This is a genomic window from Methylomicrobium agile, assembly GCF_000733855.1.
In the GTDB taxonomy this organism is placed as follows: Bacteria; Pseudomonadota; Gammaproteobacteria; order Methylococcales; family Methylomonadaceae; genus Methylomicrobium; species Methylomicrobium agile.
In genome coordinates this window covers 3813368-3831538 of sequence record NZ_JPOJ01000001.1, presented here as the reverse complement: position 1 = coordinate 3831538, position 18171 = coordinate 3813368, and the positions used below count along the sequence as shown (strand labels likewise).

Below are 18171 nucleotides of genomic sequence, written 5' to 3'. Positions count from 1 at the left end.
TGATTCATGCCATGCGCACAGATAGATAACAGGGCCGTAGGATGCGGTTCGTTCCTCACCGCATCCTACGGCCTTTTCAGGTAGGGTACGCTGTGCGTACCTTTTCCAAACGGTACGCGCAACGTACCCTACAAAGTCCCGTAGATTGGGTTGGCGAAGCGTAACCTCACAGGATTCGGCTTCGAGTGTTGGGTTACGGCTGGCGCCTAACCCAACCTACGGGGCTCGGCTCTGTTTCCACCGCTGTGGGAGCGACGCCTTCGTCGCGATGCTCGATGGCCGTTGATTACTGAAACCCTTATGGCGGAACCGCTGGCGCGTTCCGCCATACAGCCCTTGCGCAGTAGGCTCGGCAACCTTTTTTTCGTTACAGTGATGGCAATGTGCAAGCCGCTCCCCCCGTGTAACCGCCCCCCGTACCGGAAGCCGACGCACTACCGGGTTCTCCCGCGCTTCCCGTATTTTGTCCCCGGATAAAGCCAACTACCTGATCCAAATCAGTCCCACTTTGCGAAGTACCGCCAGTATAACCCGGCAACCTGACCGTTGCTTCCTGGCGTTTGCGTAACCGGAAGTCATCGGGTGCCCCACCCCCATGGCTGAAGATATTGGCGAGTGCTCCCGCTCCACCCAATTGCAAACAGACGTTATTCGTATCCACATTGCCGAATACATTAGTCGAGGTAATGCCGTAATTGGTCTGAATCGCTTCACGTGCGTCGCCCCCGACCTGCTGGTCGATCGTATTGCTTTGCACGGTTAGGTTCAGCACGCTATCGCCGTCACCCGCTTCGGACAGAATACCGCGGTCGTAACATTGGCGAATCGTATTTCCCGTAACGGACGAATTGTGCGTGCCGTTGCCACGTGCATCAATGTAAACGCCGTTTGCCTGAGTGGAACACGACAGCGAGCTTCCAGAAGTGCCGATCACATTGTTGCGCACAAAACCATCAAAGACCGCCGCTACGCTGGAAGTGCCCAAAGCGACGGTGATACCGTTGGAAATAGCGCCGTTGATGTTATTGCCGTTGATATCATAATCAACTCTTCCCACGTATCCGCCGAATTCGACTCCAGTTGCTGCATTGATCGTAATTCCCTGTCCGAGCGCGCTTGGATGGCCGCCGGAAAGCGTATTGTTCGTAAAAGCAATATTCAACACACCCGAGTTTGCCGCGGCAGACTGAAAATGGTCCCCTCGATGTGACGCGAAATAGCTACCGCTGATATTGACCGACATATTCGCGGTGCTTAGGGCTTCAAATAACATACCGTCGTCATCGGTCGTAGCATCGTTCGAAGGATCGCTGATCTGGCTGCCGGTCATGGTAAACGATAGAGCGCTTCCTCCGGAGTTACGAACACTAATATTTTTTTCAGAAGTATCCCGGATCGTCGAATTGGTAATGCTTGCCGTTCCGTGTAATCCGTCTGGCGTTGTACTGGAAGCATCGCCGAAATCCAAGTTTGCCTCGGACTGCGCATCGCCATTGTTCTCGATCAACGACGAAGCCAATGTAAATCCGGTCACATTGGTGCCTTGAATTCCGTCATTACCGGAATTTTTAAGCCACAGGCGCGTTAGCGAGACATTGCTTGCGTTGGTTAAAACAATGCCCGCCCCGCTTGTATTTTGAATCGTACCTCCCGTGCAGTCAGCGCTGTTCGGCGCGGTCAGACTTGCGGCGACTGCCGGAGGGCCGCTTCCAACTTGACCGCCGCAAATACCGCTGGAGCTACCTGTCACTGTGAAACTGCCGGTAGTATTGTTCAGCACGATGCCGCTGACCGCACCGTTGCTCGATACCGCCGTCAGGCTGACCGTGCCGCCGAAATCGCTCAGGTTTACGGCGCTGCCGGTCGTCGAGCTGACGCTGGCCTGATCGACCGTCACGCCACTGATCGCACCCGCTGCATCGTTGATGCCCGGGTTCGCACCGGTTGAAAGATTGAAGCCCTGCGCGCGGACATTGTTTCCGTTCAAAGTCAATGTGCCTTGAATCTGCGGCTGAATGCCGCCGATAGTCGGTCTGTCGATCGTACCGTCTGGTGGCGAGATACCCATCAATGCGTCGAAGGTATTGGTCGGCGAATTCGTCGCGCCTTGGCCGATCAGCCATTGCGCGCTCGCCTGGGACGCTGCCCCGCTCAGCGTGACGCCGACGCCCGATACCGTGGTGCCGTTGTAGACAAAGATACGATGATTGGCGCTTGTGCTTTTGGCTGTATTGGCCGAGGCCAGACTGTTGAACGGACTGGCCAGCGTACCGGTGCCGTCGGTGCCGGCGGCCGGATTGACGAACCAGACAACCGGCCCGCTCACGGTCATATTGATGGTGGCGGACGCGCTCGTCGCCGTGCCGGGGCAGCCGTTGTCCTTTACCGTATAGGTGGCGGTGGCGGCGCCGATATAGCCCGGTTCCGGTTCGAAATCAAAGGTGCCCGCGCCGAGATTGACGTTGGAAACGGTGCCATGGGTGCCGCTACTGATACTGGCCACACTGAAGGTCGGCGAGCAGCCGTTGATGCCGGCATCGGCATCGGTTACGCCGCTCAGCAAGCCGGCATCGATGCCGGTGCGTTTCATGTTGGCCTGCACGCTGCCGCCATTCTTGGTCTGCGCCACCGGCGGGTCGTTCACCGGGTTGACCGTGAGGGTGAAGGTCTGCGTTCCGGAAAAGTCCACTCCGCCATTGGTTGTGCCGCCGTTGTCCGAAAGCTGCAAGGTGATCGTGGCGTTGCCGTTCTGGTTGGCCGCCGGGGTGTAAGTGAGCACGCCAGTCGACGATACCGCCGGTCCGGCGCTGAATAGGCTCGTGTTGGTATTGTTCGTGACGCTGAACGTGAGTATCTGACCCGCTTCGTCGGCCGGACCGGCGCTGATCGCGGTCGCCCACGGATTCGCGGTTTGCGGTCCGGCGTCTTCGTCGACGGTTTGATCGGCGCCTTTGGTAAAGCTTGGCGCGTCGTTGACCGCCGTCACATTGATGACGAAGGTTTGCGCCGCCGAGGTATTTGCCCCGCCGTTGGCCGTGCCGCCGCTGTCGGAGAGCGTCAGTGTAATCGTCGCGCTGCCGTTGGCGTTGGCCGCCGGCGTGTAAGTCAACTGGCCCGTGGACGAAATCGCCGGAGCCGTGCTGAACAGGGTGGGGTTGGTATTGCCGGTGATGTTAAAGGTCAGCGTCTGGCCCGCTTCGTCGGCCGGACCGACGCTGATCTCGGTCGCCCAGCCGGGCACGGTTTGCGCGCCGGCATCTTCCAGCACCGTCTGATTGGAGCCTTTGGTGAAGCTCGGCGCATCGTTGACCGGCGTCACATTGATGACGAAGGTTTGTGCCGTCGAGGTATCCACCCCGCCGTTGACCGTGCCGCCGTTGTCGGAGAGCGTCAGCGTAATCGTCGCGCTGCCGTTGGCGTTGGCCGCCGGCGTGTAAGTCAGGACGCCGGCCGACGATACCGACGGTCCGGCGCTGAACAAGTCGGGATTCGTGTTGCCGGTAACATTGAACGTCAGGACTTGCGTATTGCCGTCGCCGTCGCTGATATCGGTCGCCCATCCGGACACGCTTTGCGCCCCGGCGTCTTCGTTCGCCGTTTGATCGGCGCCTTTGGTGAAACTGGGAGCCGTATTAACGACCGTGGTAAACGTCGACGTAAAATCGGCCACCATGCCGCTCGGCGGGTCGATCGCATCAGAATCGTCGATTTCGTCCTTGTGCACCATGACCGTACAGGTATCGCCGTACGGAAGGGCGGCATTCGGAGTCAACTGAAAAGCGGTCGCGTTCGAGGCCGGCAGCGTCGGATTCGATGTAAACGCCACTGCGTTGCCTTCGGGGCATTCGATGCTGAATGCGTCGGCCGTGGCATTGACCGCTTCAGTGAAGGTGATGTCGATGCTGCTGCTCACGGCGACATCCGTCGCGCTGTTTGCCGGAGTGACCGAGTCAACCTCGGGCGGGTTGTCGATATTCAACTGTTTGTCCACCGGGTTGCTGGTGTCTTCGCCGTCGCTCAGCGTTACCCGGAGGGTCCGTTCGGTTCCACTTGGCGTGGCGGCCGCGCTGGCATAGGTCAAATTGCGCAGCAGGGCTTGCGTCGAGACCGGGTCGGCGCTGGCGTTCAGCGTGACGGTCAGGCTGGGAGAAGTTTCGTCGTCGCAATCGAAATCGGTTGCCAATTGGCCGATGGCGGTCGGTCCGCTGCCGTCGAAGTCGTACTGTACCGTGTTCCCGTCGAGAGTGATGTGGCCGGCGCCCGCGCCTTGATCCAACAGGGCGAGCCGGTCGTCATCTTCGCAATTGGTGATGATGTCTGCGATCAGTACGCCGTTATTGAAATTCGCCGAGTCGATGTCGCTCACGGTCGCGGTGCCGTCGAGAACGACCGCGCTGCCGGCATACGCCGGTGTGGCGCCCGGCATCGTGACGACCGGCGCGTCGTTCACCGGGATGATGTCGATCGTGACCGTATCGGTGGCGCTCAAGGCGCCGCCGGCGCCGGTTGCGCCTTGATCGTCGCTGGTGAGGGTCAGCGTCACGTGCTCGGTTGCGTCCGGCGCGGGTTGAAAACTCAGTCCGTCCAATGCCGCGTTGATCGCGGTCAAATTGCCCGTAAAGGTCATGGTGGCGTCGTCCGTGCCGTCGCCCTCCGCAAAGGCCAGATCGTTCGTGTCGCCGAGCGTCAGGCTGCCACTGGAGACGTCGAGCGTGATTTTGAGGTCGGCGCTGTCGGCGTCCACATCGCTTACGCTGATCCGATTGCTATTGTCCTCATTGAAGACGAGGGCGGTGTCTTCGTTCGTGGTTTGATCTGCGACATCTTCGTCTTCGTCCGTGGTTTGCGGCACCGCGTTGACTGGCGCGTCGTTGATCGAGGTGACGTTCACCGTTATCGTCCTTGGGGTCGGATCCAGATCGCTGCCGCCATTGTCGGTGCCGCCGTCATCGCGCACCTGGAACGTAAAACTGGGGTACGGTGCGCCGTTCGCGTTCGCCTCCGGCACGAATTTCAATCTGCCGGCGGCGATAGCGGTGGCCGCAATGTCGGTACCCGCTTCAATTGCTTCCGTAATCTCTTCCGTACCCTCGGTATGCGAAAGGGTCAGGCTGCCGCTGCCGGGCAAGGTGGCGATTTTGACCGAAAGCAGTGCATTGGCGGGCAAGTCGTCGGTATCCGCGAAGCCGAAATCGCCCGCGTTGAAAGCGTAATCGACGTCTTCGTCCGTCGTGACCGTGTTATCCGTGCCGGCCGGCGCGTCGTTGACCGAGGTGACGTTCACCGTTATCGTCTTCGCGGCCGGATCCAGATCGATGCCGCCGTCGGCGGTGCCGCCGTTGTCGCGCACCTGGAAGGTGAAGCTGGCATACGACGCGCCGTTCGCGTTCGCTGCCGGCGTGAATTTCAAGTCGCCGAGATCGGCGACCGCAATCTCGGTATCCGCGACCACTGCGGAACCCGAAAGGGTCAGACTGCCGGTGTCGGGCAAGGTGGCGATTTTGACCGAAAGCAGCGCATTGGCGGACGAGTCGTCGGGATCGGTGAATCCGAAATCGTCCACGCTGAAAACGTAATCGCCGTCTTCCAGAGCGGTAACCGTTTTGTCCGTGCCGGCCGGCGCATCGTTGACCGCATTGACGGTGATCGTGAAGCTTTGCGATCCCGAACTGTTGACGCCGCCGTTGGCGGTGCCGCCGTCGTCCATCAGCGCGACCTTGATATTCGCGGTGCCGTTGGCATTGGCGGCCGGCGTGAAGGTGAGGGCGCCGGTAGCCGGATTGACGGCCGGACCCGCGCTGAACAGCGCGGCATTGTCGTTGGCGGTGACATTGAAAGTCAACGTCTGGCCCGATTCGTTGGCGGGGCCGGCGCTCATGGCCGTGGCCCAGCCGGGTACGGTTTGCGTGCCGGCGTCTTCAAGGACCGTTTGGTCCGCGCCTTTGGCAAAGCTCGGCGCATCGTTGACCGAGTTGACCGTAATCGTGAAGGTTGTTGGCGCGGACGTATTCGCCCCGCCGTTGGCGGTGCCGCCATCGTCGGTAAGGGCGATTTGAATGCTCGCCACGCCGTGCGCGTCCGCCGCCGGCGTGTAGCTCAGCGTGCCGTTCGCCGTCATCGCGGGCGCGACGGCAAACAGGCCGGGATTCGTGTTGCCGATGATGACGAACGTCAATGTCTGGGCGGCTTCGTCGGCGGCTCCGGCGCTGATCGCGGTCGCCCAGCCGGGTACGGTTTGCGCCCCGGCATCTTCATTCACGCTTTGATTGGCGCCGGCGGTAAAACTCGGCGCGTCGTTGACGGGATTGACGGTGATCGTGAAGCTTTGCGGCACGGAAGTATCGCTGCCGCCGTTGGCGGTGCCACCATTGTCCTTGAGCGTCAGCTGGAGAGTCGCGGCGCCGTTGGCATTGGCGGCCGGCGTGAAGGTCAGATCGCCGCTGACCGGATCGACGGCCGGTCCGGCGCTGAACAGCTCTGGATTGTCGTTGGCGGTGACATTGAAAGTCAGCGTCTGGCCGGATTCGTTGGCGGGGCCGGCGCTGATCGCGGTCGCCCAACCGGGTACGGTTTGCGCGCCGGCATCTTCAAAGACTGTTTGGTCCGCGCCTTTGGCAAAGCTCGGCGCGTCGTTGACGGGATTGACCGTGATCGTGAAGCTTTGCGGCACGGAAGTATCGCTGCCGCCGTTGGCGGTGCCGCCATTGTCCATGAGCGTAACCTGAATGTTTGCCGTGCCGTTCGCATCCGGCGCCGGGGTAAAAGTCAGATTCCCGGAAGTATCCAGGGCCGGTCCGGCACTGAACAGCTCGGCATTGTCGTTTGCCGTGATCTGGAAGGTCAACGTTTGAGCCGCTTCGTCGAGCGGGCCGGGGCTGATGGCCGAAGCCCAGCCGGCCACGGTTTGCGCGCCCGCGCCTTCGTTGACGGCCGGGTCCGCGCCTTGGGTGAAGCTCGGCGCGTCGTTGACGGAATTGACGGTGATCGTGAAGCTTTGCGGCACGGAAGTATCGGCGCCGCCGTTGTCGGTGCCGCCGTTGTCCGTGAGCGTCAGCTGGAGAGTCGCGGTGCCGTTGGCATTGGCGGCCGGCGTGAAGGTTAAATCCCCGGTAGCCGGATCGATGGCCGGTCCGGCGCTGAACAGCCCCGGATTGTCGTTGGCGGCGACATTGAAAGTCAGCGTCTGGCCCGCTTCGTTGGCGGCGCCGGCGCTGATCGCGGTCGCCCAGCCGGGTACGGTTTGCGCGCCGGCGTCTTCATTCACGTTTTGATCGGCGCCTTGGGTGAAGCTCGGCGCATCGTTGACCGCGTTGACCGTAATGGTGAAGCTTTGCGGCGCGGAAGCGTCGCTGCCGCCGTTGGCGGTGCCGCCGTCGTCCTGCAAAAGCAGCGTGACGACCGCGCTGCCGCTCGCGCCGGGAGCGAGGGCGTAACTCAGCGTGCCGTCCACGGCGACGACCGGAGCTTCGGTGAACAGGTCGGGATTCGTGTTGCCGGTGACGGCGAAGATCAGCGATTGCCCCGACTCGTCGGCGCGGCCGGGACCGATCGCAGTCGCCCAGCCGGCTACGCTCTGCGCGCCGGCGTCTTCGTTGACGTGCTGGTCCGGACCGACGGTAAATACTGGCGCATGATTGATGCTGTCGACAGTAATTGTCATCGATTTGTCGAAAGTCAACGCCCCCAAGCCAGAATCCGTGCTCCGGATATGCACTTGATAACTCGATTGCGTGGGAAAATCGAGTACGGCGGCCGTACGCAATTCCTCGCCGACGATTTGGAAGGCGGCGTTATCGGGATACGCTGACGGATCGGCCAGGGCATAAGTGTGGGTATCGGCAGCATCGGCATCGACACTGCCGAGAGTACCCACCAGGGTTCCGGCCGGCTGCCCCTCTGCAATGCGCGTATAACTCAACAGAATGTCTGTCGGCGCTTCGTTGGCATCGACGATGCCAATCGTAAATTGTTTTTCTGTGAACAAACCGCCGTGATCGGTGCTGCGTACGCGAATGCGGTAAGTCGGTTGGGTTTCAAAATCGAACGCGGCGGCGGTCTGTAATCGATTGCCGACAATCCGGAATGCTGCGTTATCGTCATCGCCGGAGCCGGGAACCAATGTATAAGTCTGACTCTCGCCGGCATCGGTATCGCTCGTGGATAACTCGCCGACAAGCGAATTTTCCGGTTGATTTTCGGCGATTGTCTCTGCGCTCAACGCGATGTCGGTGGGCGCGTCATTGACATCGTTCACGGCGATCGTGAACGCTTTTTCGATAGCCCGGCCGCCGTTTTCATCGCTCCGCACCCGAATGCGGTAACTGGGTTGGGTTTCGAAGTCGAAAGATGCCGCCGTCTGCAAAGCATCGCCGTCGATTTTGAACGAGGCGTTATCCGTTGCGCCGTCGCCGCTGATCAGCGTATAGCTGTAATCGCTTCGCTTATCCGCGTTGACCATCGAAAAATGGCCGACTGCCGTATCGGCCGGCTGGTTTTCATCCACATGCGACGAACTCAGTGCGATATTCAGCGACAACTTGACCTGGATACCCTGGATGGCTTTATTTAAACCCACGTCCGTTCCCTTGAACACCACGAGCGGATTGCCGCAACTGAGAATCGGCAGCGAAAGCACCGGCGGCAAATCGCAACGCAGCATATCCCGGCCGTTTCCGGCGGCCGGCCCGACTTTGAACTTGCCTTGAGTCACCAGATATAAATACGGGCCATACACGTCAACGCCGTCAATGTCTTCCGTATTTTGCGCCAGGTCCGCTTGCTGGCCGTCGAAAAAAAGTTTGAAGCTTCCCGCGGTGTCTTCGCCCGTGCTGCCGGTAAATTCAATCAGGTCCTGTTTATGGGCCAAGAAAGGCTGTCCGTTTTCGTCGAGCAGCCGATTTTTTGCATGGGTGCTGAAAATCAAATGTCCGTCGTTATTTAAGGCTAACGCATCGATATTGGTTTTCACTCCCACGTCGGAGCCGTCGAAGAATAAATCGAAAGTACCTTTGGTGGGCAGCACGCCGGCCCCCCCCCCCTTCGGGATCCCAATTGAATTTAACGATGTCCGCCCCCTGGACGCGCACCTTTTGTCCGTTGATGCTCAGTTTGAGGTTACCGAGAAAGGAAAGCAGCAGGTAATCCTCGGCAACATAAAAACCATCGATCTGTTGTCCAACCAGCCCTACATCGGAGCCATCGAAAAAGATCGACCATTCTCCATGCTCGCCTCTTTCGGTGTCGAACAGTAGAATGTCTTCCTTTTTGTACTTCAGGTCGCCGATTTGGCCGTTTGTTTTAGGCGTGACATAAAAAATATCGGCCATTAACGGCGAAGCGGCCAGCAACGCGAACAGCATTACCGGTAACCATTTGTAAATGCGGGTTGTCATTCTACATTTGCCATTGTTGCGTGTCGGAAAACGGGCCGCCGAGTTACTTCAAGAAAATTCAAGAAAATAAGGATTTCCCTTAGGATTTGGCCCCAAATCCTTATCTCCTTCCCGGAAATCTCTGCTTCGGTTTCTCTTCCTTCATGCCGAATAAAGGCGAAGGAGAGGAGGGGGCTTATTCAAAGCCTCCCTAAAATGCGGATATGCCGGAGTCCAAAGCTTGCTTTGGCCTTCCAATGCAATATCGTCAAGCCAAGCCGGCCCCAAAATGCTTTAACAAAGCAAACGCCTGCCTTGCGCGGACGGGATGACGGCCGAAGTCAAAACGGCGATCATGCTCCGCTATGGCGATGATTCGAAATTACAACGGGGATGGAGATCCGGCGCAAAAAGCTTGCTCGACTCAATCGGGCTGTGCTTTACAGCCATCTGTCAAGTGATGCCCCCCTAAGCATAGTAAAGCTTGCGCATAAAGCAAGCTTTTAGGAAATTACTGGGATATGACTTAACGGCACTGGGCGTATTTACCTTATCGTGAAAGTATATTCCAGGTATTTTTCATTTATTGCATACGAACCGACGAATTTTCGCGGTAACGGAATAAGTCCGTAGCCTTTATTGAGTCGTAAGCCGCCGGGTTGAGGTACGAAACCCGGCTTCCTCGTTCCCACGCTCCAGCGTGGGAACGAGAGCTGTAGGGCGTTTTCGCGATAGCAAAACGCCAACCCCCTTCAAAGCGCGGCGGATTGCCTGGCGGCGAATCCGCCCTACAAGAGCTGAACACAGTGAAGCGCACTCCGGGTATCGTTCGCCATTGATGCGCCTCCCGGTCTTATTGAGGTAGATTTTGCATAATAAAATGAAATTAAGCAACACTTAAATGGCTAGACGATGAGTAAGAGCTGTGGGACGTTTTCGCGATAGCAAAACGCCAATAGCCTTCAAAGTGAGGCGGATTGCCTAACGGCGAACCCGTCCTACAAGATACACACTGCATTCATGTAGAGCTGTAGGGCGTTTCGCGATAGCAAAACGCCAACAGGCTTCAAAGGCTATGGCGGATTGCCTGGCGGCGAATCCGCCCTACAAGAGCTGCATCCCTGTAGTCGTGACGGCAGCGTGGAAATGAAAAAATGCGGAAATAAAAAACCCGCCGAAGCGGGTTTTCTGATCGGAGGTTCATCCTGTAGACCGGTCATTCACCGGTTAGGCGAATCGCGTCGATCTACCGCTCCGGTAAAGCTGTTGGGTTGATCGGCCCCGTCGATGTCGTCGATGGCATCGTTGCCGAGTCCGCCATTGAATGTTTCGAAGCCGGCGTCATCGTCCAGATCGTCGGGACCGTTGCCGCCATTCAATATGTCGTCGCCGTCGCCGCCGGTCAACGAATCGGCGCCATTGCCGCCGTTCAGAACGTCGTTATCGGGGCCTCCTCCCAGTTGGTCATTGCCGTTGCCGCCGTTGAGGATGTCCGAACCCGGACCGCCGTCCAGCAAATCTTTGCCGTTACCGCCGTTCAAGGTATCGTCGCCGTTGCCGCCGTCCAGGGAGTCGTTGCCATTGTTGCCTTCGAGCGTGTCGTTGCCATCCTCCCCGGACAAACTGTCGTTGCCGCCGCCGCCGAGGATGACATCATCGCCGTCTCCGCCATCGACCGAATCCGCCCCGCTACCGACGAGAACAATATCATTGCCCGCCAGGGCGTTTATGCTGTCATTGCCCCCATTTCCGCAAATGACATCGCCATTGTTCGTACCCGTGATGAGATCGCGTTTTCGTGTGCCGATAATGAGTTCGGGGCCGCTGCCGCCCGTATAAGGCGTATTGGACTGAACGAAAATCGCGTCTGCCGGATTAAGCCCCGCTTTTTTCGCGGCTTTTCTGCAATCGTGAGGAATCAGCGATCTGGCGAACGCCGCCGGGCTGTTGCTCAACGCGACAATGCCAAACGCCGCCAGGACGCAAGCGGATTTCATCAATTTATGGGAAAACATAGACAACTCCGTTTAAAACTGAATACTCAAAGCCGGGCCGTCAGAATCGTTTCAATTTCGGCATCGGTCAGTACGATCGGATTGGTCTGCATGCTGCTGCCTCGGCTGTTCGCGACGATCAGCGGAAAATCCTCGGCGCCGATACCGTAACGATTCAGGCGCGGCAGTTCCAGTCGTTCGCTCCACTCGGCCAAAAGCTCGGTCAGGGCCGAGCGGGCCGACGAATCGTCCATTTCATTCCGTCCCGTGAGAAGCCGTCCGGCTTCGGCATATTTGACCAAGGCGGGATGATTCGGTTCGCGCGCCTGCAGCGCTTCAATGTTGATCCGCGTCGCGGCAGCCACCAGCGTGCCGCAGACCACCCCATGCGGAATCGGAAAATAGGCGCCCAACGGGGAAGCCAAGCCGTGCACCGAGCCCAGGCCGACTTGCGCGAGGGTAATGCCGGAAAGCAGAGACGCATAAGCCATTGCGCCTCGGCCGTGGCCTGCGGCCGGCTCAATCCCTTCCCATGCCGAAAAAAAACCTTCCTTGAAAGCCTTCATTCCGCTCCAGGCCAGCGCGTCGGTAAAAGGATTGGCTTTGCTCGAAACGTAAGATTCCAGCAACTGGGTAAAGGCATCCATGCCGTCTGCCGCGATCAGTTCGCGGGGGCAACTCGCCAGCAAATCGGGGTCGATCACCGCGTATTCGGGGATCAGACATTCGTCGCGGAACGATTTTTTGAAACCGTCCGGCCCCTGCACGCTCAATACCGCGTTTTTGGTCGCCTCGCTGCCGGTTCCGGCGGTCGTCGGCACGGCGATAAACGGCGTACTCGGGCCCCGGTAAGGGACATTCTTGCCGACGCCTTCGAGGTGGTCCATCACCGAATTGCCGTGCGGCAGGAGGCCCGCGACCGCTTTGGCCGCATCGAGCACGCTGCCGCCGCCGATCGCCACGACCACCTCGACGCCTTCGCCGAGGAACCGGCTTACTGCTTCATCGACCCGCATCGGCGACGGTTCGCCGGAAACGGTAAAATGCAGCCAGCGCAAGCCTTTGGCTTCCAGCGCTTCGATAAAAGCCCGCCAGCGCGGCGTTCCGCAAAACGAGTGTTTACCGGTCACCACCAAAACGGTACGGCCATAGGCGGCAGCCAGCGTGGGGACTTCGCCGATGCGCCCGCTGCCGTAATGGATGCGCGGCAGGCGCGAGATCGAAAAAGGAGCAAAGGGCATAGGCTTTTACCCCTTTGGAAACAGGCCGTGATAACGGACGCCCTGACGAGGTTCGGCCATCCAGTCCGCCACCATGTCGCGCCAGGCCAGATAATGAGCGGTTTCTTTATGAGCTGCCGCGTCTTCGGCCGCTGCATAGGCTTCGTACAGAATAAATTGGGCGGGGTCTTCCGGAGACTGCAGGACATCGAAACGGCGGTTGCCCGGTTCCCGGATGGAAGCCTCGTGGTTCAGCCGGATGGCGGCAATAAAATCGTCGATGCGGTCGGGTTTGACCTGAACGTGGACCAGGGTAACGTGCATGATTTCACCTTAACAACAATGAACAGGGCTGCCATTATACTGCACGCAAGGCTTTCGATTTTACCGAATTTTCGCAAGAAATCCGGCGGTTCGGGGAAAAGAAGTTTTTCCCCAAACTGGATGCGCCGGAATTCGGAAAGGCTATTTCAAGCTTCGGTAATAAACGCTCAACTCTTCGACTTCTTTTTCGGTCAGGGTTTTCGCGATCAAACGCATTTTACCGTAAACGTCGTTATGGCGGCTGCCGTCCTTGAAAGCGGTCAAAGTGGCTTTCAGATACTCGGCCTGTTGTCCGGCCAACGCGGGGATGTCGAGTTTCTGGCCTTCGCCGTTATTGCCGTGGCAGACTTCGCAGGGAACGAGCAGACGCTCGTTGTCGCCTTGCTTCACCAGGGCTTCGGCGCTTTTAAGCGTCTCTTTGCCATAAGAGGTGGGGGGCGGCGGCAGCGAGGCGAACCACGCCGAGAGATCGGCCATGTCCTGCTTGCCGAGTCCTTTCGCGATTCCGGCCATCAGCGGGTTGTCGCGGCTGCCGTCCGCATAGTCCTGCAATTGTTTGAATAAATAAGTCGGCAACTGGCCGGCCAGCGACGGATAGTCCGGGGTTTCGCTGATGCCGATTTCGCCGTGGCAGGCGGTGCAGGTCGCGGCCAGTTCGCGGCCTTTCTGCGCATTGCCTCCCTTTACGAAATTGAGTTGCTCTGCGGTCCACGCAACCCGGGAGGAAGGCGCGGCGCTTGCGAGTGCCGGTGCCGCCAGAATCAGAGAGAGCCATAATCTGTTCATACTCAGTATCCCCAAGGACTGGAGCCGTAGGTCTTCATTAAAAAGAACTGCGCGATCGGATAACCGAAGGCGACCAGCATAAATCCCGCAATCACCCAGTTCCACAGCGTAAAACCGTTCAGGTAGGCCGGCAGGGTTTGAACCGGACGAATCGGCTCCGCGTATTCGATTTCGCCCTCGTAGGGTTCGGTCGCGTTAAGTTGGGTCTTGGCGAGATTGTAGATCAACAGGCCGGCCGACCCGACCAGGATCAGTCCGCCGAAAATCATCGTGATTTCATAGGGTTCCCAGGACAGCGTCAGCAGATTGTTGTAATGGACGCTGTCGATCCGCCGCGGCTGGCCGAGCAGGCCGAGAATGTGCCAGGGCGTCGTCAGGATCACCATCCCGATGAACCAGGCCCAGAGCTGAATCAATGCCAGGCCGTGCGAAAACAGCGGTTTGCCGGTCAATACCGGCCAGAAATAATAAGCGATCCCAAAATACATGATAATCGTGGTGCCGCCGAAAATCAGGTGAAAATGCCCCGGAATCCAGGCCGTGTTGTGCACCATCACGTTCATCGCATAGCTGGCGTTGATCAGGCCGCCGAAGCCGCCCAGGATCAGCATCAGGAGCGACAGAATCATTGTCAGCACCAGGGGATTGGTCCAGGGCAGGGCGCCGATCCAGCCGAACAGGTTTTTGCCGCCGTTCAGGCGGCCGGCGATTTCCAGGGAGGCGATGACCGTGAAGGCGGTAATGAAGGTCGGCAGGGTCACCACAAAGGTGCCGATCGCATGCAGCATTTTCCAGCCGTGGCCTTGTTCGGGGTCCATATAGATATGGTGAAAGCCGATCGGCAGGCTGAATACCACCAGCAGGATGAAAGCGGCCCGGGCCAGTTCGTCGCTGAATATATAACCGCCCGCCTGTTTCGGCACCAGGCAGTAAAAGGCGATATAGGCCGGAATCAGCCAGAAGTACACGATCGGATGCAGCGTCCAGGCAAACAGGGTTCGCGCAAGGCCCGGGTCGATCGTATCGATCCAGCCGAGCGCCCACGGGATCAACTGGAACAGCACTTCGACCGCTACGCCGACGCTGGTCCAGAGCCAGAGGATCGCATTCGCGGCGGTCGCGAACATCGCGAGCGGCACCGGCCGTTCCGGATTCGCCTTTTTCCACTGCACGTACATGACGAGCATCTCGACGCACCAGAACCAGGATCCGACGACCAGCAGCGTCGCGCCGATATAGAACAGCACGTGCGCCTGCATCGGCGGATAGAAGGTGAACAGCACCGAGGCCGCGCCGGTCAGGAGAGGCAGGGCGGCCAATACGACGCCAAGCAGCGACACCCAGAAACCGGCCCAGGCGAACGTCTTGTTCCAGACCGGCAGCTTGAGCGTGGTCGTCGCGACGTAATAGCCGAAACCCATGATGAAAAAAGTGGTCAGCACGAACGCCATCAATACGCCGTGGGTACTGGTCGATGCATAATAGACTTCGCGGGACTGAATTGCGGGGATGAAGCCGCTGCGCTCGACCACCTGATAGATGCCCATCAGGCAGGCCAGCCCGAAGGCGATAAACGCGACCCAGAAATGGGACAGCGCCAGTTGTTTTTCGACGGCATTATTCATGGTTCGCATCTCCTTGGGAGTGTTTGAGGGCTGCCCACTGCGCCTTGCCGATCACCTTGATGTTGTTCCACATATGCGCATGGCCCATTCCGCAATATTCGTTGCAGATCAATGGGTACGCGCCCGCCTGATGCAGCACGGTCTTGACCTCGGCGACATAGCCCGGCACGATCATGGTGCCCATGTTGGTCATCGGGATATGCACGCCGTGGATTACGTCCTGGCTGACCATCCGGAACGTCAGCGGCGTGTCGGTCGGCAGCACGATATCCTGCGGATAAAAACCGTAACGGCCCGCGACGATCCGAACGGTAATATTGCCGGCCGCATCTTCATGGACTCCGAGCTTGTCTTCGGCAAACTCCCCGCTCAAATGCAGGGAAGCGGAGTCGATCGTTTCGATGTGGCTCGGCGCGTGGATACCCTGAAAAAACGCAGAGCCCAGAATCACCAACACGAACAGGCCGGCGATCCCGAGCGAGACGGTCGCCCATCTTTTTTCCAGTCGATCGATATGCATAAGGCCTCCTCAGCCGATAGGTCCGCGCGGCAGAAACACGCCGAAATAGATGAATAGCCAGGCCAGCGTCATGGCGCCGCCGACGATCAGCAATAAAGCCCAGGTGCCGACCGGAGAACTTTCCAGAATTTTTTGCCGCTCTTCTTCGCTTAACTCGCTCATAACCTATTGTCTCAAGAGGGTAGAAATAGAACCGGTTGAAAAAAATATTACTGATTAACAACACGATTTGTAATGCAATTTTATATTACACGTATCCAATCGATTCCGATATAGCCGGAAATCATTTAGAAGCGAAAATTGCGTACGGTTTGAAATGGAGCGGATTATATCGATGATTCGTATGAAAAAAATAAATCGGTTGATTTTTCAGCAAATCGGAACGGTTTCATTCGGAGAGTAGGTAGGGTGGATTCGCCGCCAGGCAATCCACCAGGCTTTGAAGAGGTTGGCGTTTTGCTATTGAGGCTGTGAAAGTATTCAGAAACTTTCAGACCGGTATCCATATATTGAGCCTATTGAAATTTTTAATCACTATATATTGTGTAGAAAATTTCAAAAAACGAATACTTTCACAGTCTCTATCGCGAAAACGCCCTACGGTGCTCGTCATTCCGGTAGGGATTGCCGGAATGACGCCCTTTGTGAATATAGCGCGATTGCCCTGAATAAAAAAATAAATCGGTTGATTTTCAGCAAATCGGCACGGTTTCATTCGGAGAGGGCGGAAAGCAGAAACTCCAGCGCCCGTTCGTCGGCCGAATCCACCGTTACCGCGTCCTTTCGCTCTTCCGGGCTTAAGGCTTCGGCCGTTTGCTGTTGCCGCCGCAGGATCTCGATCGTCGCTTCGGAAGCATCGTTCCGATCTTGGCGCCGCCGGATGCGTTCGTCCAGCACCTGATCGGCCGCTTGAAAATCCAGAATCCTGAAGCGCGCGCCGGAGCTTGACGCCAGTTGCCGGAATGGCGCGCGCTGGGCGGCTTTTAAAAAGGTCGCGTCGACAATCGCGGTCAGGCCGGATTCGAGCACGGTTCGAGCCTCGGCAAGAAGCCTTTCGTAAGTCGATTGCGTGGCATTTTCGGTATAGATACCGCTATCCGGGGCGCTGCCGGTGCCCTGATCGGCTTTAAACCCGAAGATCCGTTTACGTTCGATATCCGAGCGAATCTGCACGGCGCCAATCCGTTCGGACAGCAGGCTCGCATAATAGGATTTGCCGGAGCCGGAAAACCCGTGCGTAATCAGCAGCATGGGGCTGGACATTCGGGTAAAGCGTTCGGCCAGATCCGCATAGACGCCGTATTCGGCATGATTTTGTTCCCACAGCCCGGAATCGTGCTGCTGTTCGGCACGCAGCAGGCTGACTTTGGCCAGCACGAGCGCTCGGTAGACGAGATAATAGCGCAGCAGCGCCACCCCCCGGTAATCGCCGGTGCGTTGCAGATACCGGTTGATAAAACGGAAGGCCAGCGCGTCGAGTCCAAAATGCAGCAGATCGATCATTAGGAAGGCCGCTTCGCTGATCACGTCGATCCAGCGCAGCATCGGATTGAATTCGATGCAGTCGAACAGCACGATTTCGCCGTCGACCCGCGTCATGTTGCCAAGGTGCATATCCCCGTGGCATTCGCGCACGAAACCTAAGTGTTTACGCTGTTCCATCAGTCCGGCTTTGGCCTGCCACTCCGCCAGCCCCCAGTCTTCGATCGCCTGCAACTGTGCGATTCTGCCGGGGTTCTGCAGCCGGGGCCGCAGATGGATGGAGTTTTCTTCGAACCAGTGACGGATATCCGTGCTGTCGCCATAAGGGGAATCGCCCGAGGCTTTGGCGATGCGCGCATGAAAATCGGCGAGCAGGTCGGTGATCCGGTCGATTTCGTTTTGTCCGAAATGGCCGGATTTGCCCCGGTCTTTCAACGTCGCCGCTGTCGGGAACTGGCGCATTTTTACCGCATATTCGATCGCCGCGCCGTTACCCCCCATCCGGGGCCTTTCATAAGTGCCGGTAACCGGTACGACTTCGAGATACCAGTCGGCCGCCAACCGGCGGTTCAGGCGCAGTTCTTCTTGACAGAAATGGCGGCGCCGGGCCAGCGTCGAAAAGTCCAGAAAGCCGAAATCGACCGGTTTTTTGATTTTATACACATATTCGCCGGTCAACAGCACCCAGGAAATGTGAGTTTCGATCAAGCGGATATTTCCGGCCGAATGCGGGTAAGCTTCGGGGAACATCAACCCCTGGATCAGTTTCGATTCGGGGAGCTGCGAAGCCGGCTCGTGTGAGGTCGATGTCATTTTAGGTATTTTTACGAATGTTTTTGCGGGACGGAA

10 protein-coding genes are annotated in these 18171 nt (G+C 58.1%); all 10 read right to left on the bottom strand.

Features of this window, described 5'->3' with window-relative positions; genetic code table 11:
* Nucleotides 1–367: 367 nt before the first annotated feature.
* Nucleotides 368–9022 carry an Ig-like domain-containing protein gene (locus CC94_RS0117870; RefSeq protein ID WP_157203469.1) on the bottom strand — a complete coding sequence of 2885 codons (8655 nt, stop codon included), beginning with the start codon at nucleotides 9020–9022 and terminating at the stop codon, nucleotides 368–370.
* Nucleotides 8934–9359, bottom strand: a complete 426-nt coding sequence (locus CC94_RS0117865) for a hypothetical protein (RefSeq protein ID WP_157203468.1) — start codon at nucleotides 9357–9359, stop codon at nucleotides 8934–8936. Before CC94_RS0117865 ends, CC94_RS0117870 begins: the two co-directional genes overlap by 89 nt.
* Nucleotides 9360–10591: 1232 nt before the next feature.
* Nucleotides 10592–11386, bottom strand: a complete 795-nt coding sequence (locus CC94_RS22540; protein ID WP_005372112.1) for a calcium-binding protein — start codon at nucleotides 11384–11386, stop codon at nucleotides 10592–10594.
* A gap of 26 nt (nucleotides 11387–11412) precedes the next feature.
* Nucleotides 11413–12606: an iron-containing alcohol dehydrogenase gene (locus CC94_RS0117855; protein WP_031431693.1), complete on the bottom strand. Its 1194-nt coding sequence runs from the start codon at nucleotides 12604–12606 to the stop codon at nucleotides 11413–11415.
* A gap of 6 nt (nucleotides 12607–12612) precedes the next feature.
* Nucleotides 12613–12909: an antibiotic biosynthesis monooxygenase gene (locus CC94_RS0117850; protein WP_005372108.1), complete on the bottom strand. Its 297-nt coding sequence runs from the start codon at nucleotides 12907–12909 to the stop codon at nucleotides 12613–12615.
* A 141-nt stretch (nucleotides 12910–13050) separates the two neighbouring features.
* On the bottom strand, nucleotides 13051–13695 hold the full coding sequence (locus tag CC94_RS0117845; RefSeq protein WP_005372107.1) for a c-type cytochrome: 645 nt from the start codon (nucleotides 13693–13695) through the stop codon (nucleotides 13051–13053).
* A gap of 2 nt (nucleotides 13696–13697) precedes the next feature.
* A complete protein-coding gene (locus tag CC94_RS0117840; protein ID WP_005372105.1) occupies nucleotides 13698–15320 on the bottom strand; it encodes a b(o/a)3-type cytochrome-c oxidase subunit 1 in 1623 nt (540 codons plus the stop codon).
* A complete protein-coding gene (locus CC94_RS0117835) occupies nucleotides 15313–15840 on the bottom strand; it encodes a cupredoxin domain-containing protein (RefSeq protein WP_005372104.1) in 528 nt (175 codons plus the stop codon). Before CC94_RS0117835 ends, CC94_RS0117840 begins: the two co-directional genes overlap by 8 nt.
* 9 nt (nucleotides 15841–15849) lie before the next feature.
* Nucleotides 15850–16002, bottom strand: coding sequence for a hypothetical protein (locus tag CC94_RS24150; protein WP_005372099.1), 153 nt, complete (start codon nucleotides 16000–16002; stop codon nucleotides 15850–15852).
* A gap of 549 nt (nucleotides 16003–16551) precedes the next feature.
* The gene (locus tag CC94_RS0117825; RefSeq protein ID WP_005372097.1) at nucleotides 16552–18135 is read right to left on the bottom strand and encodes a bifunctional aminoglycoside phosphotransferase/ATP-binding protein; all 1584 of its coding nucleotides are present in this window, start codon (nucleotides 18133–18135) and stop codon (nucleotides 16552–16554) included.
* Nucleotides 18136–18171 lie beyond the last annotated feature (36 nt).

Coding starts and splice junctions, on each gene's coding strand:
- CC94_RS0117865 (WP_157203468.1), bottom strand. CDS start 9,359: ATGCTGTTCGCGTTGCTGGCCGCTTCGCCGTTAATGGCCGATATTTTT.
- CC94_RS22540 (WP_005372112.1), bottom strand. CDS start 11,386: ATGTTTTCCCATAAATTGATGAAATCCGCTTGCGTCCTGGCGGCGTTT.
- CC94_RS0117855 (WP_031431693.1), bottom strand. CDS start 12,606: ATGCCCTTTGCTCCTTTTTCGATCTCGCGCCTGCCGCGCATCCATTAC.
- CC94_RS0117850 (WP_005372108.1), bottom strand. CDS start 12,909: ATGCACGTTACCCTGGTCCACGTTCAGGTCAAACCCGACCGCATCGAC.
- CC94_RS0117845 (WP_005372107.1), bottom strand. CDS start 13,695: ATGAACAGATTATGGCTCTCTCTGATTCTGGCGGCACCGGCACTCGCA.
- CC94_RS0117840 (WP_005372105.1), bottom strand. CDS start 15,320: ATGAATAATGCCGTCGAAAAACAACTGGCGCTGTCCCATTTCTGGGTC.
- CC94_RS0117835 (WP_005372104.1), bottom strand. CDS start 15,840: ATGCATATCGATCGACTGGAAAAAAGATGGGCGACCGTCTCGCTCGGG.
- CC94_RS24150 (WP_005372099.1), bottom strand. CDS start 16,002: ATGAGCGAGTTAAGCGAAGAAGAGCGGCAAAAAATTCTGGAAAGTTCT.
- CC94_RS0117825 (WP_005372097.1), bottom strand. CDS start 18,135: ATGACATCGACCTCACACGAGCCGGCTTCGCAGCTCCCCGAATCGAAA.